This window comes from Candidatus Spongiihabitans sp., from assembly GCF_965237845.1.
Taxonomy (GTDB): domain Bacteria; phylum Pseudomonadota; class Gammaproteobacteria; order Arenicellales; family Poriferihabitantaceae; genus Spongiihabitans.
This window is the reverse complement of the sequence record NZ_OZ250154.1, coordinates 1030004-1055484: the sequence shown is the minus strand read 5'-3', so window position 1 is coordinate 1055484 and position 25481 is coordinate 1030004. Positions and strand designations below refer to the sequence as shown.

At 49.0% G+C, this 25481-nt stretch carries 23 protein-coding genes and 1 pseudogene; 5 read left to right on the top strand and 19 right to left on the bottom strand.

The window, feature by feature from the left end:
* Positions 1 to 103 precede the first annotated feature (103 nt).
* From ACPXXB_RS05140 to ACPXXB_RS05050, 19 genes and pseudogenes are all read right to left on the bottom strand, one after another.
* Entirely contained in the window at positions 104 to 1771 is a 1668-nt protein-coding gene (locus tag ACPXXB_RS05140; protein WP_423910126.1) for a formate--tetrahydrofolate ligase, read from the bottom strand.
* A 304-nt stretch (positions 1772 to 2075) separates the two neighbouring features.
* Positions 2076 to 2213, bottom strand: a complete 138-nt coding sequence (locus tag ACPXXB_RS05135; protein ID WP_423910123.1) for a hypothetical protein — start codon at positions 2211 to 2213, stop codon at positions 2076 to 2078.
* Positions 2214 to 2244: 31 nt separating this feature from the next.
* Positions 2245 to 2889 carry a methionyl-tRNA formyltransferase gene (locus ACPXXB_RS05130; RefSeq protein ID WP_423910120.1) on the bottom strand — a complete coding sequence of 215 codons (645 nt, stop codon included), beginning with the start codon at positions 2887 to 2889 and terminating at the stop codon, positions 2245 to 2247.
* Between the two features lie 28 nt (positions 2890 to 2917).
* Positions 2918 to 4165 (bottom strand): formyl-CoA transferase, encoded by a 1248-nt coding sequence (gene frc, locus ACPXXB_RS05125; protein WP_423910117.1) that lies wholly within the window; start codon positions 4163 to 4165, stop codon positions 2918 to 2920.
* A gap of 80 nt (positions 4166 to 4245) precedes the next feature.
* Positions 4246 to 4572, bottom strand: a pseudogene (locus tag ACPXXB_RS05120) (thiamine pyrophosphate-dependent enzyme); the annotation flags it as partial.
* A gap of 19 nt (positions 4573 to 4591) precedes the next feature.
* Complete coding sequence (locus tag ACPXXB_RS05115; protein WP_423910114.1) at positions 4592 to 4729, bottom strand: hypothetical protein; 138 nt, start codon at positions 4727 to 4729, stop codon at positions 4592 to 4594.
* A gap of 25 nt (positions 4730 to 4754) precedes the next feature.
* Positions 4755 to 6278 carry a tripartite tricarboxylate transporter permease gene (locus tag ACPXXB_RS05110; protein ID WP_423910111.1) on the bottom strand — a complete coding sequence of 508 codons (1524 nt, stop codon included), beginning with the start codon at positions 6276 to 6278 and terminating at the stop codon, positions 4755 to 4757.
* Between the two features lie 53 nt (positions 6279 to 6331).
* On the bottom strand, positions 6332 to 6835 hold the full coding sequence (locus ACPXXB_RS05105) for a tripartite tricarboxylate transporter TctB family protein (protein ID WP_423910108.1): 504 nt from the start codon (positions 6833 to 6835) through the stop codon (positions 6332 to 6334).
* Positions 6836 to 6909: 74 nt separating this feature from the next.
* Positions 6910 to 7905 carry a Bug family tripartite tricarboxylate transporter substrate binding protein gene (locus ACPXXB_RS05100; RefSeq protein WP_423910105.1) on the bottom strand — a complete coding sequence of 332 codons (996 nt, stop codon included), beginning with the start codon at positions 7903 to 7905 and terminating at the stop codon, positions 6910 to 6912.
* 274 nt (positions 7906 to 8179) lie between these two features.
* Complete coding sequence (sucD, locus tag ACPXXB_RS05095; RefSeq protein ID WP_423910102.1) at positions 8180 to 9070, bottom strand: succinate--CoA ligase subunit alpha; 891 nt, start codon at positions 9068 to 9070, stop codon at positions 8180 to 8182.
* Between the two features lie 13 nt (positions 9071 to 9083).
* Positions 9084 to 10376 carry an ADP-forming succinate--CoA ligase subunit beta gene (gene sucC / locus ACPXXB_RS05090; protein ID WP_423910099.1) on the bottom strand — a complete coding sequence of 431 codons (1293 nt, stop codon included), beginning with the start codon at positions 10374 to 10376 and terminating at the stop codon, positions 9084 to 9086.
* A gap of 251 nt (positions 10377 to 10627) precedes the next feature.
* The gene (locus ACPXXB_RS05085; protein ID WP_423910097.1) at positions 10628 to 11530 is read right to left on the bottom strand and encodes a phytanoyl-CoA dioxygenase family protein; all 903 of its coding nucleotides are present in this window, start codon (positions 11528 to 11530) and stop codon (positions 10628 to 10630) included.
* A gap of 27 nt (positions 11531 to 11557) precedes the next feature.
* Positions 11558 to 12415, bottom strand: coding sequence for an HNH endonuclease (locus tag ACPXXB_RS05080; protein ID WP_423910094.1), 858 nt, complete (start codon positions 12413 to 12415; stop codon positions 11558 to 11560).
* Positions 12416 to 12456: 41 nt separating this feature from the next.
* Positions 12457 to 13476, bottom strand: a complete 1020-nt coding sequence (locus ACPXXB_RS05075; protein ID WP_423910982.1) for an NAD(P)H-quinone oxidoreductase — start codon at positions 13474 to 13476, stop codon at positions 12457 to 12459.
* Between the two features lie 111 nt (positions 13477 to 13587).
* Complete coding sequence (fdhF, locus tag ACPXXB_RS05070; RefSeq protein WP_423910092.1) at positions 13588 to 16353, bottom strand: formate dehydrogenase subunit alpha; 2766 nt, start codon at positions 16351 to 16353, stop codon at positions 13588 to 13590.
* Positions 16354 to 16430: 77 nt separating this feature from the next.
* A complete protein-coding gene (locus ACPXXB_RS05065; RefSeq protein WP_423910090.1) occupies positions 16431 to 16754 on the bottom strand; it encodes a hypothetical protein in 324 nt (107 codons plus the stop codon).
* A gap of 78 nt (positions 16755 to 16832) precedes the next feature.
* Positions 16833 to 17636 carry a DNA-methyltransferase gene (locus tag ACPXXB_RS05060; protein ID WP_423910087.1) on the bottom strand — a complete coding sequence of 268 codons (804 nt, stop codon included), beginning with the start codon at positions 17634 to 17636 and terminating at the stop codon, positions 16833 to 16835.
* Positions 17636 to 19348 (bottom strand): NAD(P)H-dependent oxidoreductase subunit E, encoded by a 1713-nt coding sequence (locus ACPXXB_RS05055; RefSeq protein ID WP_423910084.1) that lies wholly within the window; start codon positions 19346 to 19348, stop codon positions 17636 to 17638. The genes ACPXXB_RS05060 and ACPXXB_RS05055 overlap by 1 nt, the downstream gene beginning before the upstream one ends.
* A 288-nt stretch (positions 19349 to 19636) precedes the next feature.
* Positions 19637 to 20641 carry a zinc ABC transporter substrate-binding protein gene (locus ACPXXB_RS05050; RefSeq protein ID WP_423910081.1) on the bottom strand — a complete coding sequence of 335 codons (1005 nt, stop codon included), beginning with the start codon at positions 20639 to 20641 and terminating at the stop codon, positions 19637 to 19639.
* A 188-nt stretch (positions 20642 to 20829) separates the two neighbouring features.
* On the opposite strand from ACPXXB_RS05050, the gene ACPXXB_RS05045 reads away from it, so the two are divergent.
* The 5 genes from ACPXXB_RS05045 (at position 20830) to cfa (ending at position 25316) form a co-directional block, all read left to right on the top strand.
* Positions 20830 to 21318, top strand: coding sequence for a Fur family transcriptional regulator (locus tag ACPXXB_RS05045; protein WP_423910078.1), 489 nt, complete (start codon positions 20830 to 20832; stop codon positions 21316 to 21318).
* Between the two features lie 32 nt (positions 21319 to 21350).
* A complete protein-coding gene (gene znuC, locus ACPXXB_RS05040) occupies positions 21351 to 22139 on the top strand; it encodes a zinc ABC transporter ATP-binding protein ZnuC (protein ID WP_423910979.1) in 789 nt (262 codons plus the stop codon).
* Entirely contained in the window at positions 22132 to 22935 is an 804-nt protein-coding gene (locus tag ACPXXB_RS05035) for a metal ABC transporter permease (RefSeq protein ID WP_423910075.1), read from the top strand. The genes znuC and ACPXXB_RS05035 overlap by 8 nt, the downstream gene beginning before the upstream one ends.
* Before the next feature lie 311 nt (positions 22936 to 23246).
* Positions 23247 to 23738: an RDD family protein gene (locus ACPXXB_RS05030; protein ID WP_423910073.1), complete on the top strand. Its 492-nt coding sequence runs from the start codon at positions 23247 to 23249 to the stop codon at positions 23736 to 23738.
* A gap of 414 nt (positions 23739 to 24152) precedes the next feature.
* Positions 24153 to 25316: a cyclopropane fatty acyl phospholipid synthase gene (gene cfa / locus ACPXXB_RS05025; protein ID WP_423910070.1), complete on the top strand. Its 1164-nt coding sequence runs from the start codon at positions 24153 to 24155 to the stop codon at positions 25314 to 25316.
* Positions 25317 to 25481: the final 165 nt, after the last annotated feature.

The window sequence follows — 25481 nt, the reverse complement described above, 5'->3', positions numbered from 1 at the left end:
TAACTCGTTGATTTGTGGATTACAGCGTATAATATATTAACCTGAATGACTTGCAAAATGCCTTCAAGTATATAATTCCCACAGATTAAAGATGGCCCAAAAACTAAAACAACCCTTCCACGTCACCCTTATTATTAATGCGAATGCGGTTGGCCGCGGGCTCTCTGGGCAAACCCGGCATGGTCATGATATCGCCGCAAACCACGACGATAAAACCGGCGCCGGCCGATAATCTGACTTCCCTGACCGGTAAAAAATGCCCGGTGGGCGCGCCCTTCTGGTTCGGGTCGGTCGAGAAACTGTACTGGGTTTTAGCGATGCAAACCGGCAAATTGCCAAATCCACCGTCCTGAAGAGCCTCAATATCATGGAGGGTTTTCTGATCGGCAGTAATGTCGTCGGCGCGATAAATTTTGGTTGCCACCGTTTTGATTTTGTCCCATAGCGGCATGTCGTCGGGATAGGCGGTGGTAAATTTGCTTTCACCGCTGTCGGCGACTCTTGCCACTTCTTGCGCGAGTTCCGTGGTGCCGGCACCGCCTTCGGCCCAATGGTTGGCATCGATGGCTTTCACGCCGTAGCTTCCGGTCAACTCCCGTACTGCTGCCATTTCGGCATCGGTATCGGCGCTGAATCGGTTAACCGCTACGACCACGGGCACACCATAGCATTTAACATTTTCAATATGGCGGGCAAGGTTCACGCAGCCATCTTTAACCGCTTGCACGTTTTCTTTGCCAAGATCGCCCCGGGCCACACCGCCGTGCATTTTCAATGCGCGTACTGTAGCAACCAGGACGACCGCATCGGGTGCTAAACCGGCACTACGGCACTTAATATCAAAGAATTTTTCCGCGCCCAAATCGGCGCCGAAACCGGCTTCGGTAATCACATATGGCGCAAGTTTCATCGCCGCACGGGTGGCAATCACCGAATTGCAGCCGTGGGCGATGTTTGCAAAGGGTCCGCCATGAATAAATGCCGGATTATGCTCCAGCGTCTGCACCAAATTCGGCGCGATAGCCTGTTTGAGCAACACCGTCATCGGGCCCGGCGCCTTCACCGCCGCCGCCCGTATCGGCTGCCGATCGCGGGTGTAACCAATCACAATTTGACCGAGGCGTTGCTCCAGGTCTTTGGCATCTTTGGAGAGGCAGAATATCGCCATCACTTCCGAGGCGACGGTGATATCGAATCCATCTTCTCGTGGGTAACCGTTAGCGACGCCACCGAGTGAGCTGGTTATTTGTCGCAATGAGCGATCATTCATGTCCACCACCCGACGCCAGGCTATTCGACGAGTATCAATGCCGGCTGCGTTGCCCCAATAAATATGATTATCTATCAATGCGGACAGTAAACTGTGCGCCGAAGTAATCGCATGAAAATCGCCGGTAAAATGCAAATTAATATCTTCCATCGGGATTACCTGAGCGTAACCGCCCCCCGCCGCTCCGCCTTTCATACCGAAACATGGGCCCAGAGAAGGCTCGCGCAAACACACCATGGTTTTTTTACCGATTTTATTGAGGCCATCAGTGAGTCCAACCGAAGTGGTGGTTTTTCCTTCCCCGGCCGGAGTCGGGGTAATCGCAGTAACCAGAATCAGCTTGCCATCAGGTCGATCTTTTAATGAATCAATATAATTCAGGCTGACCTTTGCTTTAGTATGACCAAAAGGCACCAATTCTTCGTTGGGAATACCCAGTTTAGCGGCTATTTCGAAAATCGGTTTGATCGGCGCGTTTTGCGCAATTTCAATATCACTCATCAGTATTCTTATTGGGTTAATCAGTTATTTTAGTTTGGGTCAGGCATCGCAGCCGCCTGGAAAAGTAATGCGTATGGTGTATTTTTACACCTCATTTATAAATTCTTTGCACGTGGCGCCGAGTATAGTTTTAAATAAGGTTAGGTGTTTAATAACGGCTCGCGCTCGAACCAAATAAAATATTAGTCCGAAGTGTGCCTATGTGCCGATTATATCTCCGACAGTCAACCTGCTGGTTGCGACATATTCAATGGCACCGACTTTACCACCGTCCGCCCTTACCCGTTTGATTCTAATAGCACCATCACCAGCAGCCACCACAAATCCCTGGTATTATTCTATGGCAACCGCCAGCTTCAGCGAGACATGAATCGAAAACCTTAAGTTCTTGCCGACCATATGTCGTCCAGGCACCCGGTTGTGGATTGCCAGCTCGAATCATATTATATATTTCCGCGACAGGTTTTGCCCAATTAATTATTTGCTTCGCTTCGACCAAACCATGATTCATATGAGCCTTTTGAAAGATCCAGTGCTAGTTTAGGCGCCTGACCCAGTTTAACCAGGTCTAGTGATTCAATCATCGCATCAACTCCCATAGGAAATAACTTTTTAAAATAAATGTCCCCAAGCGTCTCACCCACTCCAATTTCGCACTCTTTTTGCAGCAGCACCGGCCCCTGGTCAAGCCCATCGTTCGGCCAAAAAATGGATAGCCCGGTTTTGGTGGCAACTATCGCGATAGGCCAGTTGATTGATGAAGGCCCGCGGTGCATGGGCAGTAACGATGGATGATATTGAAACGACCCCAGTTTAGGTGCGTTTAGCACCGCTTCCGGCACAAACAACAGCACATATGCCATCATGCACAGATCGGCATCAAATGAGGTCATCAGGGCCAGCGATTCATCGGTTTTCCATGACGCGGGCTGATGTACCGCCAACCCATTCTGGGCCGCAAACTCCTTGAGTGGATTAACTTTGAGTGGATCAACTTTGATCGTATCGGGTTGCCGGTCTGGCGCAGTACATACCGCTACGATATTTTCATTGCGCTTAATAAGCCTTTCCAAAACTGCTTTGCCGAAAGCCTGCTGGCCATGAACAACAATTCGCATTATGACTATCCGCCGTTTTAAAGATTAACTAAACAGCGCCAGATTGTTTGATTGCGGCTACTTCTTCATCCGAATACCCCAGGATGGCGGTCAGTATTTCATCGGTATGCTCTCCTAAAAGCGGAGAACGATCCACCTCCACCGGTGAATCCGACATTTTTATTGGACAACCGACGGTCAGGTACTTGCCGCGCTCAGGATGATCGACTTCCACAATAGTGCCGGTATCTCGCAATGCGGGTTCTTCTGCCAATTCTTTCATCGACAGGATCGGGCCGACCGGAATATTTACGGCATTGCAAATATCCATCACTTCAAACTTGGTTTTAGTCATAGTCCATTGCTCGATTGTCTCAAAAATTGCGTTGAGTCGAGTCAATCTAGCTTTTGGAGTGGCATATTCAGAATCCTCTTTCCATTCCGGTTTTCCAATGACATCGCATACATTTTCCCATACTGCGGCCTGAGTAATAAAATAGGTATAGGCGTTAGCATCAGTTTCCCAGCCTTTGCATTTAAGTATTCGCCCCGGCTGCCCGCCGCCTGAGTCATTCCCGGCTCTAGGAGTGGCATCGCCAAAATCCATACCATCGGCAAACTGGGAATACTCGGTCAGCGGGCCGTGCTGCAAGCGCTGCTGGTCGCGTAATTTTACCCGGCATAAATTCAGCACGCAGTCTTGCATCGGCGCTAAAATTTTCTGGCCGCGCCCGGATTTTTCGCGCTGGTATAGCGCGGCGACCAGGCCCAGCGCCAGATGCAAACCGGTACCCGAATCAGCAATTTGCGCCCCGGTGACCAACGGCGGGCCATCCGGGAAACCGGTTGTGGAAGCCGACCCGCCGGCGCATTGGGCAACGTTTTCATAAACCTTGCAATCCTGGTACGGGCCTGGGCCAAATCCTTTGACCGAGCCCATAATCATGCGCGGATTTAATGCCTGGATTCGCTCCCAGGAAAATCCCATGCGTTGCAGAGCGCCCGGCGCAAAATTTTCCACCATCACATCGCATTCCTTGATTAACCGCTCCAGCACTGCCTTGCCAGTCTCATTCTTGGAGTTCAGGGTCAGCGAGCGCTTGTTATGATTGAGCATCGTGAAATACAACGAATCGGCGCCGTCCACATCAACCAACTGTTTGCGCGTTGCGTCGCCCACACCGGGACGTTCGACTTTAATCACATCGGCGCCCAACCAAGCAAGCAGCTGAGTACAGGTCGGGCCGGATTGAACGTGTGTGAAATCGAGAATCTTGACACCTTCAAGTGCTTTCATTTTTTCATTTCCGTCAAATATTTAAAATCAATTGCTCGTCATGGCCTTTTCGTTATCACCTGTGGCCACCGGAGATAGCTCTATTTATACATCGTCTGGGCTTTGGTGCCGGGAGCATATTCATCCTGGTCAACCCACACATTGACCACCGCGCATTTTCCAGTTTTAGCAATGGCCGCTCGGGCGCGTTGCAACGCCGGTTGAATTTCGCTGGCGTCGCGCACTTCCTCGCCGTAACCGCCAATCATTTCCGCAAACTTGCTGAACTGGACATCGCCGAGCTGGTTGCCAACATTGCCGCGCTCTGGACCATACTTGGTAATCTGGCCATAGCGGATTTGGTTCATGGCTGAATTGTTGCCAACAACCGCAAGGTACGGCGCGCCAAACCGTTGCGCGGTTTCCATAATGATGCCAATCCCTTCATCAAGGCAGCCATCGTATATGTCTCAGTACTCGCGCAACCAAATGACCGCCGGAGACGACATCGGCGGCGCGGCTCTTCCTGGCCAAGGTGTCTGTTGCCGTATCGGCTTGGCTTTTATTTTCTAGCGGCTTATTCATAAATAGGTTCGCCTATGCGGCATTATCATACTGCCTTGCCTCTGCGTAACCGGTCATAAGCCATCTTAAACAACGGCAGGCATAAAAGTAAAATCGCGACGATCGTGATCGGTGCTGCATAGGCGCGATTAAAGAAAATCGCGAACGAGCCATCGCTGATGATTAACGACTGTCGCAAGGCTGGCTCTGCCAATGGTCCAAGCACGATTGCCAATACTGCAGGTGCCAGCGGGTAATCGAGCTTGCGCATTAGATAACCGACGATACCGAACACCAACATTAGCCAGACATCATGCATATCTTGTGTCGGCGCATATCCGCCGATCAAGCATAAAATGAAAATGATGGGCGCCAGAATGGTGAACGGCGTTTTCAGAATCCTTATAAATACCGGTATAAAAGCCACGTTAATCAAAACCGCGAATACGTTGGCGGCGTACAATGAGGCAATCAAGCCCCAGACAAAATCACTATGATCAACGAACAATCTTGGGCCCGGTTCCAAACCCCAAATAACCATTCCGCCAAGTAATATCGCCGTGGTCGGCGAACCGGGAATGCCCAGCGTTAACATCGGCAGCATCGAGCCAGTGCTGGCTGCGTTATTGGCGGCCTCGGGAGCGCAAACGCCTTCCACCGCTCCCTTGCCGAATTTTTCCGGCTCCTTGGAAATCTGTTTTGCCACACCGTAGGCCATTAGCGAAGCTGGCGTAGCGCCTGCCGCTGGAAGTATGCCGACAAAATATCCCAAAAAAGATCCCATGACCGTGGTTTTCCAGGTTGAGACTAACTCACGCAAATTGGATAAGGTCCGCTTCACCGTGACATTCGCATCGGAAAGCATACTCTTGCCACCACCCAGGCTATGCTCTTCAACCGTCCAGATCATTTCACCAATGCCATAAATACCAATCGCCAATACCAGAAAATTAATACCATGCAAAAACCCGGTAATGTCCCACAAGACCAAACGAGGCTCGCCGGAAATAATATCGAAGCCAACAGCACTCAAAACCAGCCCGATACAAATTGAGAAAAGAGTCTTGAATATATCGTCGCCGCCCAGGCCTACGAAAGTGGCGAATGCCAACATCATCAGCGCAAACTCTTCGGGCGCGCCAAAAACCAGGGCAACATGTGCCAGTGGGGGTGCAAAAAAAGTAAATAGGACAATTGAAATTGTACCGCCGACAAAAGAAGCCACTGCGGCGGCGGTCAGGGCTTTGTCCGCCAGACCTTGCTTCGCCATTGGACGACCATCAAAAGTTGTGGCAACCGCGGTCGATGCGCCGGGTATGCCGAGCATAATAGATGAGATAGCGCCGCCGTACATGGCGCCATAATATATCGCCGCAAGAAAAATAATTGCCCCGGTGGGCGGCACCAGAAATGTCAGCGGCAACAAAATGGCCACACCATTTACCGAACCCAGGCCTGGCATCGCACCAATAAATAGCCCTAGCGCACAACCGGCAATGATTAACATCAAATTTTGCGGCTCAAATACGACCGCGAAGCCACTACCGAGAAGTCCTAGAATTTCAACCATATTCTTGTTTTTTTAAAACTGAAGGGTTACTTTACCCGATCAAAAAAACCCATTCAAAAAAACATCTTGTATAGCGGTATGAACAAGGGCTCGGTAATGCCTTTGGGGAGAATTATTTTTAGTGTTATTTCGAAAAAATAAAATGTGACTACCGGAATGGCGATGGCCAAGGTTATGGTCAATCGCCAGGCGTGTTTGCCGAGAAATCTTAGATAGAAAATAAGGAACATCGGTAAGGCGCCATAGATGCCGATAACCGAAAACAAGCCAACAGTCACAATCAATGCCACCATGACAGCGGTGACATCGGTCAATACATGCGGCTCTATGTAAACCTTTTCAGAGGTTGCAATCCGACCGTGCCTGCGAAACCAGTTGTAGCCGATTCCCATGCAGGAAATCAGCATGATGGCGGACAACCAGAATGGCCAGGCACCCCCTCCCGGGCCTTCGCCTTCTATCCAGCCGATTGGCAGCTCAGCGCTTTTGACCATAAGGTAGATGGAGAAACCCCCCATCATTATTGCCATTAACAATTCAGCAGTACGAACTGTCATGATTAGGCGTCTCCCCTATCTACACTTGTTATTTATGTCTTGTTATTTATGCACCAGAGAGACTGGATTGCACCTTAGTTAATCGCACCCATTTTTATGAGCATTTGACGATGTATATCACGCTCTTCTTTCCAGTAACTCATCAATGCCTCACCGGTCAACAGATCGCCTTGCAGGCTTTTCTTGGTGCGATATTCCTGCCATTTATCGGAGTTGAATACGCGCGTGAAAAGGTCGGTGTAGTAAGCGGCCGCTTGCGCGCTCATGCCTGGCGCGCCAACCACGGTACGTTGCATGAAATAGACAAAATCCTTGCCAAGTTCCTTAAAGGTAGGCGCATCGGGGAAAAGCGGCAACCGTTCCGGCGTGAATGTTGCCAACGCTTTAGTCAAGCCCGCTTCGTAGAATCCCAACTGCTCCGAAGGGTTGTTCACCGTTGAATCAGCATTCTTGCCAGCCAGCTCTTTGGCAACCTTGCCGCCGCCTTTATAAGGAACATATTTCATATCAAGGTCATAAGCGGAGTTAAGAAAATCGGTTAACAGGTTATCTTCCGAATTCTTGCCGGTTCCGGCCATAATCCACTGGTTGCCTTTGGCTTTAACCGCTTTAACAAAATCGGCGACATTGTTGATATCCTTACGATCGGTATGAACCCAGAGCAGGAAAGTGTCCTCGGCCATGCGAGCAACCGGCGTAAAAGTAGTGATATCAACGCCAAGCTTAGGCTGTCGCAAGGGGGTGGTGTAAAAACTATTCAGGGTGAACATGATGGTGTGGTTATCACCTTTTTTACCGTTCATATGAACCAGCGCTTCCGCACCCGAACCACCGGGCTTATTAACCGGCGTGAACGGCACCGGGGCCATATTATCTGACGCAATAATACTCTGCATCAATCTAACCGCCTTGTCCGCGCCACCGCCCTTGCCGGCCATAACAACAAATTCAACTGGTTTTTGCGGTTCCCAGGCCGATGCCGATTGAGAGTATGTGGTTACGATTGCCACCATCGCCAGTACAACAGAAAACATAAGCGCCTTAGTAAATCTTGTCGTAAATTTTATCATTTTATTTTCCAAAAGTTTGATGTCCCGAACGCTGCCTGGATGTTACCCCCCAGTAGCGATAACGCGACGTGATTTTTAACGAGTATGCCGATATTCAGCATACCATATACCAGCTATCAGAATACTCCTGTTACCTGACAAAGTACAACTATCCGCAAGTCCAGTGCAAATAAACCAGTGCAAATATAAATTTGAATACAGATAACTGCTATTTGCCTTCATGCTGCAACGTTTAATGCCTTGTTTTTGTCACGGGTGCAATTGTCAGCAAGCTCTATCGCAAAACCCGGCTCATGGTCGAGCCAATACTGACCGGGGAATCGGCCATGGCAACACCTGCCTCTGACAATCTCTTTATTTTATCCACGGCATTGCCGCAGCCATGCTCAATGATGGCGCTGGCGTGACCCATGCGCCGCTCCGCTGGGGCGTATTGACCGGCGATATAGGCCACCACCGGTTTCGGATAATCACATTCCTTTAAGTATTCCGCCGCTTGCTCTTCTTCCGAGCCGCCAATCTCACCAATCAACACCACCGCCTCGGTTTGCGCATCTTCCCTGAACAATTTCAGGCAATCAACAAAATTGACCCCGTGCACCGGGTCACCGCCAATGCCAATACACGTGGACTGTCCGAGGCCATTATCCGTTGTTTGCGACACCGCTTCGTAAGTTAGCGTGCTTGACCGCGAAACGATGCCGATGCTGCCAGGCCGGAATATTTCCACCGGCATAATGCCGATGCGGCATGCCTCAGGAGTGATGATTCCCGGACTATTTGGCCCAATCAATCGCGACTTGCCCGACTTATCCGACTTATCCTGCGCCAACGCACTGATCACCTTCACCATATCAAGCACCGGAATATGCTCGGTGATACAGACTATCAGGGGTATTTCTGCTTCGATTGCCTCAAGCATCGCGCTTGCGGCGCCCTCCTTGGGAACGAAGATTACCGTGGTATCGGCGCCGGTTTCCGATATTGCCTCGCTAACGCTATTGAAAACCGGCAACCCAAGATGCTGGATGCCACCCTTGCCCGGTCTCACCCCGCCCACCATTTGTGTGCCTGAGGTCATTGCGCGCTCCACATAGAAAGTTGCCTGGCGGCCGGTAATTCCCTGGCAAATAACTTTATTGGACTTGTTGACTAAAATCGACATAATTCAGGCATGCCTATTTTTTGTGCTTCATTGCCCGGGCGCCCACGAAGCGCTTAAATCCGCTCTTCCATGGAAAGGGCTGCCATGGAGATTGCGCGGTCTCCGAGCGGTCGCTTTTTATCGGGTTGGCGAGCGCCACTGCCTGGTCCGCCGCTTCAGCCATATTTTGCGCAAGAATGATATTGGGCGCGGATTCACGCAGGCGCCGAATCGCCAACGCCGCGTTGGTGCCGGCCAACCGCACGATTAAGGGAACGGTAATCGACGACGACTGGTTGACCAGCAGTATGGCATCGGCAATGGTGTCGCATCGCATAATGCCGCCGCCAAAAACATTGATGAGGACACTTTTAACCCGGTCACTGGAAAGCACCAGCTCGATGGCGCTACGGCTACGACTGACCTTGGAATCCGGTGGCAAGTCGAGAAAGTTAGCCGGTTCGCCGCCCAGGTATTTAATCGCGTCAATGGTCGCCATGGATAATCCGGCGCCAACCGCCAAGCAGCCAATATTGCCATCAAGTTTGAAATAGTTAAATCCGTCGCGGCTGGCCTGCAAACGACCATCGAGGCGATAATTGTCCTGCTCCAGGTATTGATTGTCCTGCTGCCTGAACATGGCGTTTTCATCCACAGCGATTTTTGCGTCCAGTGCGACAAGGTCATCGCCAACCACCGCCAATGGATTGATTTCAACCAAACTGGCATCGCGCTCGATAAACAACTTGTATATATTGTTTACAACCTGCTTTGCTTTTTCCGCCAAGGCCGCTTCAAGACCCAAATTTTTCACCAAAGATTCAAGCTGACCAGGCTGCGGGCCCTGCGGGTGATCAATTTCGAGGGTATGAATAGAGTTCGGGTGCCGGGCGGCAACGGATTCAATATTAGTTCCCCCCTTGTCCGAATACAGCAACACCGCTTTTTTAACTTTTGAATCAACCAACATTGCCATTGATAACTCTTTGCCGAATACCAATGCCTGTTCAATATAAACACGATCTACGCTGGCCCCTTCCGTTCCAGTCTGCCGGGTAATCAGTTTGTTGCCCAGCATATCATTGGTGAATCGACGAATGTTGGTTATGCTGTCTGCTTTGCGCACACCACTGGTCAGTTCGTTTCCTTCAATACGCCCTTCGCCTCGACCACCTGAACGAATTTGCGCCTTGACCATCCACTGCTCACCGCCGAGTCGGTTGCCGACCTCTTCAGCCTGTTCCGGTGTTATCGCAATTTCACCTTTAGGAATCGCAATACCATAGCCCGCGAGCAATCGCTTTCCTTGATACTCATACAAGTTCATCGTTTTCTCTCGTCATATTGCTGATTATACTGATTAGTGTGATGGATAATCATATTGTTATACCGCTAACATTATACAGCCAACACAATACATGACAATCCATTAGCTGCGATAGTGGCCAAGCGGGACAGGGCTGAAGCCATGGCAAACAAATTCCACTTCAACGCCTACGCAGCCAACCCGGCATACTGCGCACCGGACGCGCCGTGCTGAGGGCGATCAAGCAGTGCGACCTGCGGGAGCTCTGCGGATTATGCCAACTCGAAACGGAACTCCGGATAGAGCGCACTGCCGATTCGGTCGCCGGACTTTAGTCCCAGTTGCGTCATTATCTGCGAATGATCGGGGTCCATGCCCTCTTTTCGAAAGCAAATACGCACATCGTCTCCCAACCACTTGGTGCTGAATACTTTAAGATCCCGGTCTCGGGAAAGATTACCGGATCCCCCGTGAATCACTCGACCGTTGAATATCGTACAGTCGCCTGGCAGCATATCCCAGCTCAATATCTCGTACTTGCCCCGGTCGCCCTCAATATCCGGGAACAGTTCGTATTGGTCGTCGGGGGAGTCGATCCGCTGGTCGCGTTCGTCCCCGGTGAGCGCGCCGAAATCAGTCTGGCGAAAGCACCGATTCCAGCGGTGAGAGCCGCGCACAAACTCCAGCGCGCTCTCCTTTTCGACCGGGACCAGCGGCATCCAGATGGTGCAGGTATCGAAACCCTCCACAGACCAGTATGGCTCGTCCTGATGGAACGGCGTGCGAAATTGCGCGCCGGGAGTGCGCACGAAAACCGCATCGAAAAAGAAATTGACCCGATCGCTATTCATCACCCGCGCCGCTATTTCGGCAATCGGTGATTGTTCGACGAATTTGCGGTATTCGGCGATTCTCTGCCACGCCTGGCTATCGTAAAAACAGACACGCCCGTTGTCATCACGGTCCCAGATGCGCCCCCGCGCGGTAGGTTCGGCAATGTTTTTTTCGATTCCGATGCGCAATTTCTCGATCCAGGCTGGCGCAATCACCCGCCGCAACAGTACCACACCATGTTCGGCAAAATCCTGCACCACCTGCGGCGTGATGCGCTCAAAAATATCGTTTGTGGACAACCCCGCAAGCAACCGTTTTCCCTGATGATCAGACAAGTTCATAGTTTTTCTACGTCAGATTGTTCATCATTAATTAATATTTTTCTCAACGCGCATAGCATTCAAAATTTTAATGTATCGTTTAGAAAGCGGATTAAGTTCTTCGTGTGCAAGTTTAATCACTTCTTGCATCTGCTCAAAATTTTCTTGGTCTTTCAAAGGTGTATATTTATGTTTGTGCATATGTTCTTCAATCTTATTCAGACGTTTCGGCTCTGAAGATAAAAACTCTCGATAATCCATATATCCTCCTTTTTCGTTATTGCACTCTTTACAAGCTGGAACGAGATTTCCCAGGCGATGCTCGCCCAAGTGTGTTCGGTTTATCGGAACGGCATGATCCATCACTAACACTTTCGCTTCCTCGCAATACACACATTTTTGCCCGAATGATTTTTTAACTTCAATCCAATCTGAGTCAGAAAAAGATTCATTTCCCAAATTTCCAAGAATGCTACGCACGAAACCGTTTTGAGAATCACCTATCGCAGGCTTACGATAACGCTTATTAGAATATGAACTTTTTTGTTCGGCTTTGTGTACGTGTTGTGGATTTGACGTATTAATGGATTGCAATAAATCCGTGGCTCCCGTTTCGTTGATAATATTTTTATCAATAAGATACTGCACAAATTTTGGCTTGCTATTAGCAAACCAATTGTTTGTTACTCTAACCGTTTTCCCGCATACGGTGTACGTCTTCGCCCAAAACCTGCGGTTATTAGCTACATGCTCAATAGCCTTGCTTTCCATGCAAAACGGAAAATTCACTCCAAATATTCTGTTGGAATATTCTGCGTCCATCAGATTTTTCGACTCACCCGGATGTTGCTCGCAATAGGTGAAAATTTTAGGAGCGTATTTTGGTACTAATTTACCGATTTTCATTTGATTTTTCTAGGAGATAAAAAAACTACGGTGTTGGAAAATCACGCCACCGTCAACACGATTTTGCCAAAGTGGCTACTGTTTTCCATCGCACGATGGGCGGCGGCGGCTTTTTTCAGGGGATAGACTTCGGATATCAGCGGTGAAATTGTGCCGTTTGCCATCAATGGCAATACCGTTTTGGTGAACGCCGCAATGATGGCGGCTTTTTCGGGTAGCGGACGGGAACGCAAAACTGAGCCGATGATGCGTTGCCGCTTGACCATCGCCAATGCCAGGTTAAGTTCGGCGACGCTCCCGCCCATCACCCCAATCAACATCAGCGTTCCGCCCACCGCAAGACATTGCATGTTTGGCTTCAGGTAATCCGCGCCAATATGATCGAGAATCACATCCACGCCGCGCTGGTCGGTAATTTCCTTAACTTTATCCGCGAATGACTCGTTCTGATAATCGATCACATAATCGGCACCGAGCTGTTTCACCCGCTCCACCTTTGCGCTGGAGGCGGTAACGATGATGGCGCTGTCCGGCGCCAACTGTTTGCATAACTGGATAGCGGCGGTATTGACGCCGCCGCCACCGCCGTGAAGCAATACGGATTGATTGGCCGGCTGACCGGTTGACTGGCCAACCGATTGATCTCGCCCCAACCCGGCAATCATAAAAAGATTCAGGTACGCGGTCAGGTAGGTTTCACAAACGCAGGCGGCCTGGTTGAAATCCATGTTCTCGGGAATGGCCATGGCATGATCAGCATAGGCGACTGCATATTCGGCGTATCCACCGCCGCCAATAAGGGCCATCACCCGCTCGCCAATTTTCCACTGCGTTACCTGCGCGCCGAGCGCTGCCACGGTGCCAGCCACTTCCAGGCCGAGAATCTCGGATTCGCCTTTGGGCGGGGCATAGTTTCCCTGGCGTTGGATTACATCGGGACGATTGACCGAGGTCGCCGCCACTTTGATCAGAATTTGTCTTTCGCCAGCGAGCGGGCATTCGGCATCACCGAAAACCATCATTTCAGGGCCGCCAAAGTCATTCAGCAAGATCGCTTTCATGCTCGCTTTCATGTTGCCCGCCAAGCTGCACAACTCATGGTCAAAACTCCCCCACCAAACGGGTTGCGCCCGTTTGATCTTCGCTCAAGGATGGAGTGATAAATTGCGAAATCACGCCGCTTCCACCCTTGCCGCGCAAAACTTGAACTCGGGGATTTTTCCGACCGGGTCCAAAGCCGGATTGGTCAGTGTATTGGCGGCCGCTTCGGCATAACAAAATGGAATAAAAAGCATGTTGTCGGGCAAAGCGGTATCCACTCTGGCAATTAATTCGATGGCGCCTCTTCGTGTGGAAACCCTGATTTTTGCGCCGGGCGCAACCTTCAAATCACGCAGCGCCTGAGGTGAAATCGAGGCAATCGCTTCGGGTTCAATCTGATCCAGTACTTTGGTGCGGCGGGTCATGGAGCCGGTGTGCCAGTGTTCCAGTTGTCGCCCGGTGGACAGGATCATTGGATATTCATCGTCCGGCAATTCGTCTGGCGCAACCAGATTCACCGCAATAAGCTTTCCGCGTTTATTCGCCGTGGGAAAACCATTTTCAAATACAATATCATTGCCTGGTTTATCCGCTGCGTCGCACGGGTAGGTAACCGCGCTTTCCGCTGCCAGGCGAACCCAGCTAATGTTACTGAATGACGGCATCACCCCAGTCATTTCCGCAAAAATATCTCTTGGATGGGAATAGTTCCAATCCAGATCAAGACGTTTTGCGATTTCCTGAGTAATCCACCAATCCTGGCGGGCATCTCCGGGGAGTTCTAACGCGCTTCGACCCATCTGCACCTGGCGGTTGGTATTGGTCACCGTGCCGTCTTTTTCCGGCCATGCGGATGCGGGTAATATGACATCCGCATAAAACGCGGTTTCGGTTAAAAACAAATCCTGCACCACCAGATGATCCAGTTTCGCCAATGCATCCCTGGCGTGCTGCACATCGGGGTCGGACATCGCCGGGTTCTCCCCCATGATGTACATCCCCGATATTTTGTCATCGTGAATAGCATCCATAATCTCCACCACGGTTAATCCAGGCTGGGGATCCAGCTTCGCGCCCCAGGCATTCTCAAACTGCGCGCGCAGATTGTCCACAGCAACCAACTGATAATCAGGCAGCATCATCGGAATCAAACCCGCATCCGAAGCCCCCTGCACATTATTTTGACCGCGCAATGGATGCAGCCCGGTGCCGGGCCGACCGATCTGGCCGGTAATCAAGGAAAGCGCGATCAGGCAGCGCGCATTGTCGGTGCCGTGAATATGCTGAGAAATTCCCATGCCCCAGAAAATAATCGCGGCTTTGGCTTTTGAAAAAGTGCGGGCGACCAGGCGTAAAGTTTCTGCATCAATGCCGCAAATCGATTGCATCTTTTCCGGGGGGAAATCTGCGATATGTTTCTTTAGGTTTTCAAACCCTTCGGTATGTTGCTCGACATAACGTTGATCGTATAGATTTTCTTCGATGATGGTGTGGAGAATTCCATTGAGCAGTGCCACATCGGTGCCGGGCGTGAACTGCAGCATATAAGTCGCGTGTCGTTTTAAGGCGGTGCCGCGGGGGTCCATTACGATCAATGTGCCGTGTTTCGCGGCCTGCTTGAAAAAGGTCGCCGCGACCGGGTGATTGCCTACCGGATTTGCGCCGATCACCATCACACAATCAGCATCTTCAACTGCATTAAAGGGCGCCGAGACCGCGCCCGAACCGACGCCTTCCAATAGCGCGGCGACCGATGACGCATGACAAAGTCGGGTGCAGTGATCGACATTATTAGTGCCAAAACCAGTGCGTATCAGTTTTTGAAAAATATAGGCTTCTTCATTGCTGCATTTCGCCGAACCAAAACCGGCCAACGCGTTGCCGCCGTTGTCATGCCCATCACGGATTTTTTTCAACCCGCCAGCCGCAAAATCCAGCGCTTCATCCCAACTCGCTTCCCGAAAATGCGACAAAGGATTGGCAGGATCGAGGTCGATATCCCCAACCTTGTTGGTTTTATCCACACGGATAAGCGGTTTGGTCAACCGATGAGGATGTTTCACATAGTCAAAACCGAAGCGACCCTTGACGCATAACCGATTCCGGTTGGCCGGCCCTTGCTTGCCCTGAACGGCAATAATTTCATTGTCCGCAACCTGATAGGTTATTTGACAACCCACACCACAATAAGGGCAAACACTGTCAGTCTCAGTCAGTGGGTCAGCCAGTGAATCAATCTTGTCAACGCCATTTTCGTCCACCAAAGTGGCCTCCATGAGCGCGCCCGTTGGACATGCCTGAACACATTCGCCACAGGCAACGCAAGTGCTGGCGCCCATCGGATCATCCATATCAAAAACAATCTTCGAGTTGTGTCCCCGAAAAGCCATGCCAATAACATCATTAACCTGCACTTCACGGCATGCTCTTACACACAGGTTGCATTGAATACAGGCATCCAGGGCAATATGCATGGCCGGATGACTGGTGTCGGGCGTAGGTGTTTCACGGCGTGGAAACCGGCTCATCGACACCGACAGCTTATCGGCCCATTGCCAAAAATGGGAATTTTTCTGGTGCGCCACATCACGACTCGGTTGATCTGCGACCAATAATTCCATGACCAGGGTTTGCGCTTTCTTTGCTTTCGCAGTGTCGGTTTTGACCACCATGCCCTCGGCCGGTTTGCGCAAGCACGAGGCCGCCAATACCCGTTCGCCCTCAATCTCCACCATGCACGCGCGGCAATTGCCATCGGCGCGATAATCCGGTTGCGGGGCATAACAAAGATGCGGGATTTCCACCCCCTGCCGCTCGGCGACTTGCCAGATGGACTCGCCGTCAACTGCTGTGACTGGCTTGCCATTGAGAGTGAATGATATGGTGGAGTCGCTCATACTTGAAATCGCCTCGTTGTTTTGTACAGTGCTACGGTCAAGGAAACATCGTCATTTTGAGATTAACCCCGGCTATCTCACAAGCAATGAACAGATGTATTATTTTCTGGGGCGTACTTTTTACGCTCTCGTAGTACCACCCATCGTACCCCCACATTATATGGTTTATGCAGCCCCTGCTTTTTCCGAGAAAAAATTATACCCCAACCAAAGGCAGTTTTTATCCTTTCGTTTAGTTCACTAAAATCAAGGCGGTGATTTTCGGCAAGATATTTAAATACGCTTACCGCTTGATCCCGAGCGTTTCCAACGAACGACCTCCCATTAGGGAATATCGTTCGAATATGCTGAACAGTCTTATTCGGCGATTTCAACCACTCTATTGCTATTGTTTCAGACATTTTGCTCTCCGATTTAATTTAAAATTCTGTTGCCTGAAGTTTGAGGAGCGATAGTTTTGCAAAATTCATACGCTGATTTCAAAAAATACCAATTTGTTTGATTTCTGGTTTGTCGGGAATTCTATACATGTTTTTATCCAGTCTCTCTTTCGCAAACTGGTAATACTCTTTTACGATCTCAAAACCCGTAAACTTTCGATTCCACTCCTTACTGACCACAGCCACCTGCCCCGACCCCAGAAAAGGGTCCAGCACCAAGTCATTTTTCTCGCTGGCGTAGGCGAGTATCTTTTTAATCAACTCTGCTGGCAACTTGGTTGGGGTCTTTTTATCACCACGCCAGTATTCCCTCTTTATCACCCACACATCCTCCATGTCCTGGTAACGCCGGCTGCCGCCATTGTCGGTTTTTTCGTTCTTGTTATATCTGGAATCCGGGAAGAATTTTCTTTTTGCATCATTTTTGCATAGAAACAGGCAGTGATAATGTGATGTCACAAACTTGCGTTTACACACAACACCAAACTGATACTTCCATATAATATGATTAACCGTGACAAAACCAATTTCGTCCGCTGCAAATAATATATCCTTCAAATTATTCCATCCTGAAAAAATAAAAATGCTTCCCGTATCTTTTAGTACTCTGTGCGCTTGTTTCATCCATGACAGGGTAAAGACCGAGTAATCTGAAGCCGCAATCTCACTATACCCGGCCATCACCCTGTTTTGTGTTCGATTATAGTTTGAGCGATGCGCTTTGAAATCAATTGCGAAAGGAGGATCAGTAATAATCAAATCAACCATGCCATCAGGGAGCATGCCCATGCCTTCCACGCAATCCTCATTGTAGATTTTATTTATGGAAAAACGCGCTGGCATTACAAATCCTCCGGGAAATATTTCAGCACACAGTTTATCGGGTTGCCAGCGGCCTGCCCCAAACCACAGATTGAAGCATCAGTCATTACCGTGCTCAAATCAGCGAGTAATTCCACATCCCATTTTGGTTTGAGCATGACTTTGACCGCCTTTTCCGTTCCAACCCGGCAAGGCGTGCATTGACCGCAACTTTCATCCTCGAAGAACCGCATCAAATTTAACGCCACATCCTTCATATTATCCTGATCGCTGAACACCACCACCGCCGCAGAGCCGATAAAGCAACCGTATTCCTGGAGAGTGCCAAAATCCAGCGGCGCATGGTCAATAGAAGCGGGTAATATTCCGCCTGAAGCGCCGCCGGGCAAATAAGCCTTGAAGGTATGGCCATCAAGCATGCCATCGCAATAGTCATCGATTAAATCTTTAATGGATATGCCCGCCGGGGCAAGTTTGACGCCTGGGTTTTTTATTCGGCCGGATACCGAATAACTGCGAAAACCCTTGCAGCCATTGGTTCCGGCATTGGCAAACCAGGCCGACCCTTGTTCAACAATGTCCCTAACCCAAAACAAGGTTTCCACGTTATTCTCAAGCGTAGGCCGACCAAACAAGCCAACCTCGGCCACATATGGCGGACGATTACGAGGCAAACCGCGCTTACCCTCGATAGACTCAATCATTGCCGACTCTTCGCCGCAGATATATGCCCCGGCGCCGCGTCTGATTTCGATTTCCACGTGATCAGCCAGCCCGGCCGCTTTCACCTTGTCAATTTCAGTTTTAAGTAACGCGATAATCGCCGGATATTCGTCGCGCACATAGATATAGCATTTTTCGGTATCTACCGCCCAGGCGCCGATGAGCATGCCTTCAATAAAGCGATGGGGATCAGTTTCCAGATAATAACGATCCTTAAATGTTCCCGGTTCGCCTTCGTCGGCGTTCACCGCCATCAAACGCGGGCCGTCAAAGCCGCGCACGATATTCCATTTTCGACCAGTGGGAAATCCCGCGCCACCCAATCCCTTTAATTCTGAACATTCCAGTTTTTCGATCAGGTCCTCGGCGGTAAGCTCATCAGACAAACATGAGTTAAGCAATTTGTATCCACCCTCTTTGATGTAGCGCTGATAGTCAATATAGTCAGGGGAATGTGGCTCAGTCAGGCCATTGGCAGCGGCTTCCAGTAATTGCTGTTTGGTGGCGCGGCCAATATGATTATGCCCAACTTCTGCAACAGGCGCCATTTCGCAACGACCCATGCACGGTGCGCGCAGGACTCTGATGTCAGCGGTTGCGGATTTTTCCAGGCCATCCACCAGGGCATCGGCGCCGGCAAGTTGACAGGCGATACTGTCGCATACTCGAATAGTCGTGGCCGGCGGTTTCGCCTCGCCCTCCTTAACGATGTCAAAGTGTGCGTAAAATGTGGCCACCTCATAGACTTCGGTCATCGACAATTTCATAATGTCGGCCAACGCCGCAAGATGTTCGCTCGACAAGCAACCGTACCGATCCTGAATCAGGTGCAGGTACTCAATCAACATATCCCTTTGCACCGGCCGCTCACCAAACTGATGGTCAAGCAAGGCGCGAACCTGCGCCAGCGCGTCGGCATCAACCTGCCGACCTTTAGGAAGCGCACGAGATTTTTTGCGGCCACGGCCGGGGTGACCGCGTTTCATCGCAACATGCTTAACAACGCTCATAATATTCTGGTTTCTCTGCCCTACTCTGATTTTTGTGTCAGCCAAGATAATGAACTAATCGTTCAAAAGCTGATTTCGGAGGTAAATTTCCAGCAACGAATTTTATCCTGAATTCATATAACAAGTGCCATTATTTTATCGTTATTCGTTTTTGACCAGTTTTTAGCATCGGTTTATCAGGTTGCCTTGAATCTATATTTCGAGATAATCACAGGACTATACGCGACCCTTGTTGAGAACATCACAGCCAATACGATAAGAGATTTTCGACCCCCTCTTTCGGCACGGCTACTTTAAGCAGTCAGTCAATGATTTACCCAATTCCGTCATCAGCTCAAACCACAATTCCGTACCGGGTTGACTATCGGTTCCCAGTGGTTCCAATTGTCCCAGACTGACACCGGTGTTTTCAATCAGGGTTGGGAGTAATCTCGATTCGAATTGGGGCTCGTTAAAGAGACATCTTACACCTTTAGCCATAATAACTTTTCTTAACGCCTGAATCCGTTTAACCCCAGGCGTTCTTTCGGGGCTTACGGTGATTGACCCCACCTGGTTTAAGTTAAACTCTTTTTCAAAATACTGATAGGCATCGTGAAATACAATATATGGAATAGTTTCTACTGACCTGAGCTGTTGGCGCAAGTGGCTGTGCAGAATGTTGATTCTCGAAATCAAGCGCTCGGCATTGCGTTGATAGGTTTCAGAATTTTCGGAATCAATGGATATTAACCAGGCGCGAAACAGATTAACCATAGTTTTAGCGTTGGCAGTGGATAGCCAAAAATGCGGATCAATAGATATCGGCTGTTTTTCCTGGTGCCTGTTTTGGCGTTTGGCAGAGGCCCCGTCTTTATGATTATGGTCTTTATTCTCATTCTCGTTAGATTCCCAAACAGCACCCACTCGAACAGGATAGGTTTGTAATTCGTGCAAACTTTCAAGAGATTTAGTTAAGTTACTTTTGCTGACCTGGGCAATCGCGCCAGCCAATGCGATTTCATAATCTGGACCGATCCAAATAATTAAATCGGCACCATAAATATGCTTAACCGAAGACGGTCTGAGCGTGTAGCCGTGAGGTGACTGACCCGCAGGAATCAGCAGTTCAGGCACCCCCACACCGTCCATCACTGCTGATACCAGAGAATGGATGGGCGCAATGGATACTGCCACGTTTGGTCCGGCCCAGATCGGTGTTGACAACAATAATCCAACACAAGCCTGGACAGCATATAAGGTGTAAGTGCAGGTTGATTTTTTGTGAATGTGCCAAACTGAATGTATCGTCATAATTTTTGCCTTTGAGACGCATAAATCGCCTGGAGAGATTGTCACCAAATTTCAACTTGTCCACAACGCATTTAGCTAGTGGCGGTAGTTGGTTGCAGGTATTGACTAATTGTTATACTATAACATAATACTTTTCCGCTGACTTATTATCGCAATTTAACGATAGAACCAACGATACAACCAACGATATGGCAAAATTTCCCGCCACCCGTTTTTATGCTCAGCGACACAATCACAACGCTTGTATCCATTCGGCTCTGAATAAAGCCCAGCATATCTGCGCCGAAAAAGAGATTCGCTTTACCCGAATTCGTCAACAGACACTTGAATTAATTTGGTCAAGCCACAAACCGGTATTGGCATATGAGTTGCTAAGAACACTACGTCGGGAAAAGCGCAATGCTGAACCTCCAACAGTTTATCGTGCGCTGGATTTTTTACTGGAAAATCAGCTAATCCACAAGATTGAATCCCTAAATGCCTATGTGGGTTGCCATTTCCCGGACAAAGACCATATCAGCCAGTTCTTGATTTGTACGGGATGTCATCAGATCGCAGAACTGGAAGACTCCAACGTTAATAAAGTTATCACCCGGCAAGCGGCCCGCTCAGGTTTTCAAGTGGCTCAGCAAACTGTGGAAATCCGGGGACTTTGCCCAATATGCCAGAATCTGTAACTTCGACCCAAATTGACAAACCGATGCCTGAAATAACAGACGCCCTGATTGAGCTGAACAATATCGGCATGAAACGGGGCGATGAAGTCATCCTCGAACGCATTAACCTGACGGTATCGCGCAATGAAATTGTGACCATGATCGGGCCCAATGGCGCCGGCAAAAGCATGCTCATCAAAATCGCTTTGAAGCTAATCAAACCAGATCAAGGTTCGGTGGTGGCGGCGAAAAACCTGAACATAGGCTATGTCCCTCAAGCGGTGAATCTGGATGAGAGCTTGCCGGTATCGGTGCAACGCTTTCTTGAAATTTCAGGAACAAAAAATAGAATCGCCTTAGTGGATGCGCTACGTCACGTTGGCGCCGAAAAACTGCTGGGAAAATCGCTTCGGGATATTTCCGGCGGCGAAATGCGTCGCGTTGTTCTGGCACGAGCTTTGTTGAATGAGCCCGATTTGTTGATTCTTGATGAGCCTACTTCCGGCGTTGATATCAGCGGCCAGACCGCACTATATGCATTGATCCAGTGGATTCGGGACACCTTTCACTGTGGTGTCCTGCTGGTCTCCCACAACCTGCATATCGTTATGGCAGCGACCGACAGAGTGGTTTGCCTGAATCGTCATTTATGCTGTTCGGGAACGCCGCAAGATGTCCAGCAGCATCCTGAATTCGTTTCTCTTTTTGGTCACGGTGATGCCGGGGAGCTGGGAATTTATCGTCATCGCCATGACCACGAACACGATCTCCATGGTGATGTGCACAAAGCTGAACCTGCACACCACAATAACGTGGAAACAAAAGAGCACAACCATGGATGAGTTCCTTGTTCGCGCCCTTGTGGGTGGAATTGGGGTCGCCATTATTTGTGGGCCATTGGGGTGCCTTGTGGTTTGGCAGAGAATGTCCTATTTTGGCGCGGCCTTATCCCACGCGGCTTTGCTCGGGATTGTTTTGGGACTTTATTTTGAAATTAATTTGTACTTGTCGATCTTGCTGATTTGTATCATCGTTTCATGCTTAATGATGCTGATGAACCGCTATAAAGATTTGTCATCGGATACCGCCATGGGCATCCTGGCACACGCGTCCCTGGCACTCGGCATTCTGATGCTTGGCTTGATGCCCGCTTTACGAATGGATCTTATGGGCTATTTATTCGGCGATATTTTATCCATTAGCTGGCTGGACATCGTTTGGATATATATCGGCGGAGGTCTGGTTATGAGTATACTGTTTTGGATATGGCCACCAATATTATCGCTAATCATCCAACGGGATCTGGCTCTGGTTGACGGCATTGACGAAAATAAAATTCGCTTGGCGTTTCTGGTTTTACTCAGCTTCGTGGTCGCAATTTCCATGCAAATCGTGGGCATTTTGTTAATCGTATCGCTGTTGATTATTCCAGCCGCTACGGCCCGCCGATTTGCAACTTCCCCAGAACAAATGGCTCTGTTTGCAATGCTCATCGGCACCCTGGCTGTGGTCTCAGGATTGGTGATATCGCTTTACTGGGATACGCCGACGGGCCCCTCAATAGTCGCCGGGGCGAGTGCTATTTTCATGCTCGCCACTGTTTTCGGCGGTACTCGCCGCCTAAAGAATATACCTTGACAGAATATACCCTGACGATGGGAATATTTTCTGACTATTTGACTTGGGCGTTCACATAAACGCATAGCCAGGTTGTGGATAACTTTGTGGATAAAGCTAAAATTTACAGCAAATGCGTGCCTGGAAAATATCATTGAAAAATTGGTGATAATTTAGATAAATTCATCTAATTGTTAAATTACCGATAGTTACAACGACTATTTACATTATGTATTATCTTTTAGGCAAAACTTCCCTGGCAGTTTCCGTAAAATTGAAATTGTGCATAAACATCCATACACTGTAATAAAAACAAGAACTTATCGGTTAAAATGAATTCAATAATCGAAAAGAATTCACCAACTGAGACTTCTGATATTGACTGTCCTCTGTGGCGCAGGTTTGCGGCTATTGTTTATGACACCATATTATTAGGATGCATGGTGTTCCTTGCCTGGCAGCCGGTGCCACTTCTTCCCGACGACATATATCCGGACCTTGGACGAACTATTCGATTAGCCTATTTGCTCACAATCTGTTTCCTGTTTTTCGGTTGGTTTTGGTGTCACGGTGGTCAAACTATGGGAATGCGCGCCTGGAGGATCAAGTTAGTTGCAACTGAATCATCGAGTCAGTCCGAGACAGGCTTACCTGCCGTAACCTGGCGAGCGGCCTGGATGCGATTCATCTCGGCCATGCTCTCTTGGGCAATTATTGGCATGGGATTTATCTGGGCATTATTCCACCACAACAAACTCACCTGGCACGACCTTTTTTCTCACACCAAACTCATTGTTTTAAGTAAAGATCAGAGTTTTAAGTAAAGATATGGTCCGTTTTGACTGCTATATCTTCTATTGTATCAATTGATTTATTCGAATTTATGTTATTAATTTTGGTTCAATTTGAGCAGGGATTGAGACATGTTTTCATGGCACATATTGAATCGAAACCCGCACCCTTTCAAGTGGTGGTAAAACCTGTGTTTGCGATACCCCTAAACCGGGCAAGACGCATTGCGGAGCCCCCCAGAAGTTCTCATGCTACTGATGTGGGCCCGGTTGCCTTGCGCGAACTCGTTGTGGCTATGCTGTATAAGCCCATATACCTTTGACACTCCTTTTGGATCGGAGCGCCAAAAGCGATGGACCTATACAGATCGTTGCACAATAGGTCGAGATAGGGCAATATTACGGCAAGTAATTCAAAGTTCCACAAATCAATAGATAGAAGTGGGCGTGTCTGATTTCACAACAGAGCAGTTTGAAGATAATAATCGTGGTTTTGCACAACAGCGCCTTGAGCGACTGTTGGCAGGTTCTGGCGTTGCATTTAATGGTCCCAACCCGTGGGATATACAGGTGTTCAATCCCTCTTTTTACAAACACGTACTGATTAACGGATCTTTAGGCCTTGGAGAGGCCTATATGAATGAATGGTGGGATTGCGAACAAATCGATGAAACCATAAATCTAATCCTGCGCACCTCTCTCGGGGAAAGTCAAAAGTTCCTGAGTAATTTTGCGACTTGGGCTCAAGCCAAATTGTTCAATCTTCAAAAGCGTTCTCGAGCATTCCATGTTGGTAAACAACATTACGACATTGGAAACGAATTGTATGTAGCGATGCTGGATGAACGCATGGTTTATACCTGTGGCTACTGGGCCAGAGCTGACAATCTTGAAGATGCGCAAAAACATAAACTTGACTTGGTGTGCAGAAAAATTGGTTTAAGAAAAGGCATGAAGATATTGGATATCGGGTGCGGATGGGGCAGTTTTGCGGAATTCGCCGCGCAACAATATGGCGTAGAAGTTGTGGGGATAACCATATCCAAGGCGCAAGCAGACTTGGCCACTGAACGCTGCCGAGGGTTGCCTATCGAAATACGTCTGCAAGACTATCGTGATGTGGGGAGCAAATTTGATGCCATCGTTTCGCTGGGAATGTTTGAACATGTTGGCCATAAAAATTATCGAACTTATATGGATGTTGCAAGAAAATGCTTAAAGAATAACGCTCGGTTTTTACTACATACCATCGGAAAAAATGATTCCCGCCCCGGAGCGGATCCCTGGGCAGTCAAGTATATATTTCCCAATGGAGAAATTCCGTCGCTACGCCAGATTTCGGCGGCTCTCGAACCCTATCTGATAATCGAAGACGTTCACAATTTTGGACCAGATTATGATCACACCCTAATGGCCTGGTTTAACAATTTTGATAACGCCTGGACTAAGCTAAAACAAAACTATGCACAAAAGTATTCTGAGCAGTTTTATCGTATGTGGAAATACTACTTACACGCCTGTGCGGGGGGGTTCAGAGCCCGCCATATGCAACTATGGCAAATTGTTATTTCCAGTAGTAGGAATCAAAATACCTATCGCAGACCGGAATAAAACAGTTACAGCGCAATTTCGTAAATTGGGTGGCGAGTCTTTTCCTGTCATTATCGAGCTTGACCCGACAATCCATACGTGAAACTCTGATTAATTCAGGGTTCCCTCATCTGGAATCAAGCCAGTAAATAAAAAGCCCCAACCCTGCCGGGTTGAGGCGTTTTC

What these genes read in the sequence shown, in the direction of transcription:
- ACPXXB_RS05135 (WP_423910123.1), bottom strand. Translation starts at nt 2,213, where the DNA reads ATGATTCGAGCTGGCAATCCACAACCGGGTGCCTGGACGACATATGGT.
- ACPXXB_RS05045 (WP_423910078.1), top strand. Translation starts at nt 20,830, where the DNA reads ATGGCAAAATTTCCCGCCACCCGTTTTTATGCTCAGCGACACAATCAC.
- ACPXXB_RS05030 (WP_423910073.1), top strand. Translation starts at nt 23,247, where the DNA reads ATGAATTCAATAATCGAAAAGAATTCACCAACTGAGACTTCTGATATT.
- ACPXXB_RS05080 (WP_423910094.1), bottom strand. Translation starts at nt 12,415, where the DNA reads ATGAAAATCGGTAAATTAGTACCAAAATACGCTCCTAAAATTTTCACC.
- ACPXXB_RS05115 (WP_423910114.1), bottom strand. Translation starts at nt 4,729, where the DNA reads ATGAATAAGCCGCTAGAAAATAAAAGCCAAGCCGATACGGCAACAGAC.
- ACPXXB_RS05100 (WP_423910105.1), bottom strand. Translation starts at nt 7,905, where the DNA reads ATGATAAAATTTACGACAAGATTTACTAAGGCGCTTATGTTTTCTGTT.
- ACPXXB_RS05075 (WP_423910982.1), bottom strand. Translation starts at nt 13,476, where the DNA reads ATGAAAGCGATCTTGCTGAATGACTTTGGCGGCCCTGAAATGATGGTT.
- ACPXXB_RS05060 (WP_423910087.1), bottom strand. Translation starts at nt 17,636, where the DNA reads ATGCCAGCGCGTTTTTCCATAAATAAAATCTACAATGAGGATTGCGTG.
- ACPXXB_RS05050 (WP_423910081.1), bottom strand. Translation starts at nt 20,641, where the DNA reads ATGACGATACATTCAGTTTGGCACATTCACAAAAAATCAACCTGCACT.
- ACPXXB_RS05065 (WP_423910090.1), bottom strand. Translation starts at nt 16,754, where the DNA reads ATGTCTGAAACAATAGCAATAGAGTGGTTGAAATCGCCGAATAAGACT.
- sucC (WP_423910099.1), bottom strand. Translation starts at nt 10,376, where the DNA reads ATGAACTTGTATGAGTATCAAGGAAAGCGATTGCTCGCGGGCTATGGT.
- ACPXXB_RS05130 (WP_423910120.1), bottom strand. Translation starts at nt 2,889, where the DNA reads ATGCGAATTGTTGTTCATGGCCAGCAGGCTTTCGGCAAAGCAGTTTTG.
- ACPXXB_RS05105 (WP_423910108.1), bottom strand. Translation starts at nt 6,835, where the DNA reads ATGACAGTTCGTACTGCTGAATTGTTAATGGCAATAATGATGGGGGGT.
- ACPXXB_RS05110 (WP_423910111.1), bottom strand. Translation starts at nt 6,278, where the DNA reads ATGGTTGAAATTCTAGGACTTCTCGGTAGTGGCTTCGCGGTCGTATTT.
- sucD (WP_423910102.1), bottom strand. Translation starts at nt 9,070, where the DNA reads ATGTCGATTTTAGTCAACAAGTCCAATAAAGTTATTTGCCAGGGAATT.
- ACPXXB_RS05055 (WP_423910084.1), bottom strand. Translation starts at nt 19,348, where the DNA reads ATGAGCGTTGTTAAGCATGTTGCGATGAAACGCGGTCACCCCGGCCGT.
- ACPXXB_RS05140 (WP_423910126.1), bottom strand. Translation starts at nt 1,771, where the DNA reads ATGAGTGATATTGAAATTGCGCAAAACGCGCCGATCAAACCGATTTTC.
- ACPXXB_RS05085 (WP_423910097.1), bottom strand. Translation starts at nt 11,530, where the DNA reads ATGAACTTGTCTGATCATCAGGGAAAACGGTTGCTTGCGGGGTTGTCC.
- frc (WP_423910117.1), bottom strand. Translation starts at nt 4,165, where the DNA reads ATGAAAGCACTTGAAGGTGTCAAGATTCTCGATTTCACACACGTTCAA.
- fdhF (WP_423910092.1), bottom strand. Translation starts at nt 16,353, where the DNA reads ATGAGCGACTCCACCATATCATTCACTCTCAATGGCAAGCCAGTCACA.
- ACPXXB_RS05035 (WP_423910075.1), top strand. Translation starts at nt 22,132, where the DNA reads ATGGATGAGTTCCTTGTTCGCGCCCTTGTGGGTGGAATTGGGGTCGCC.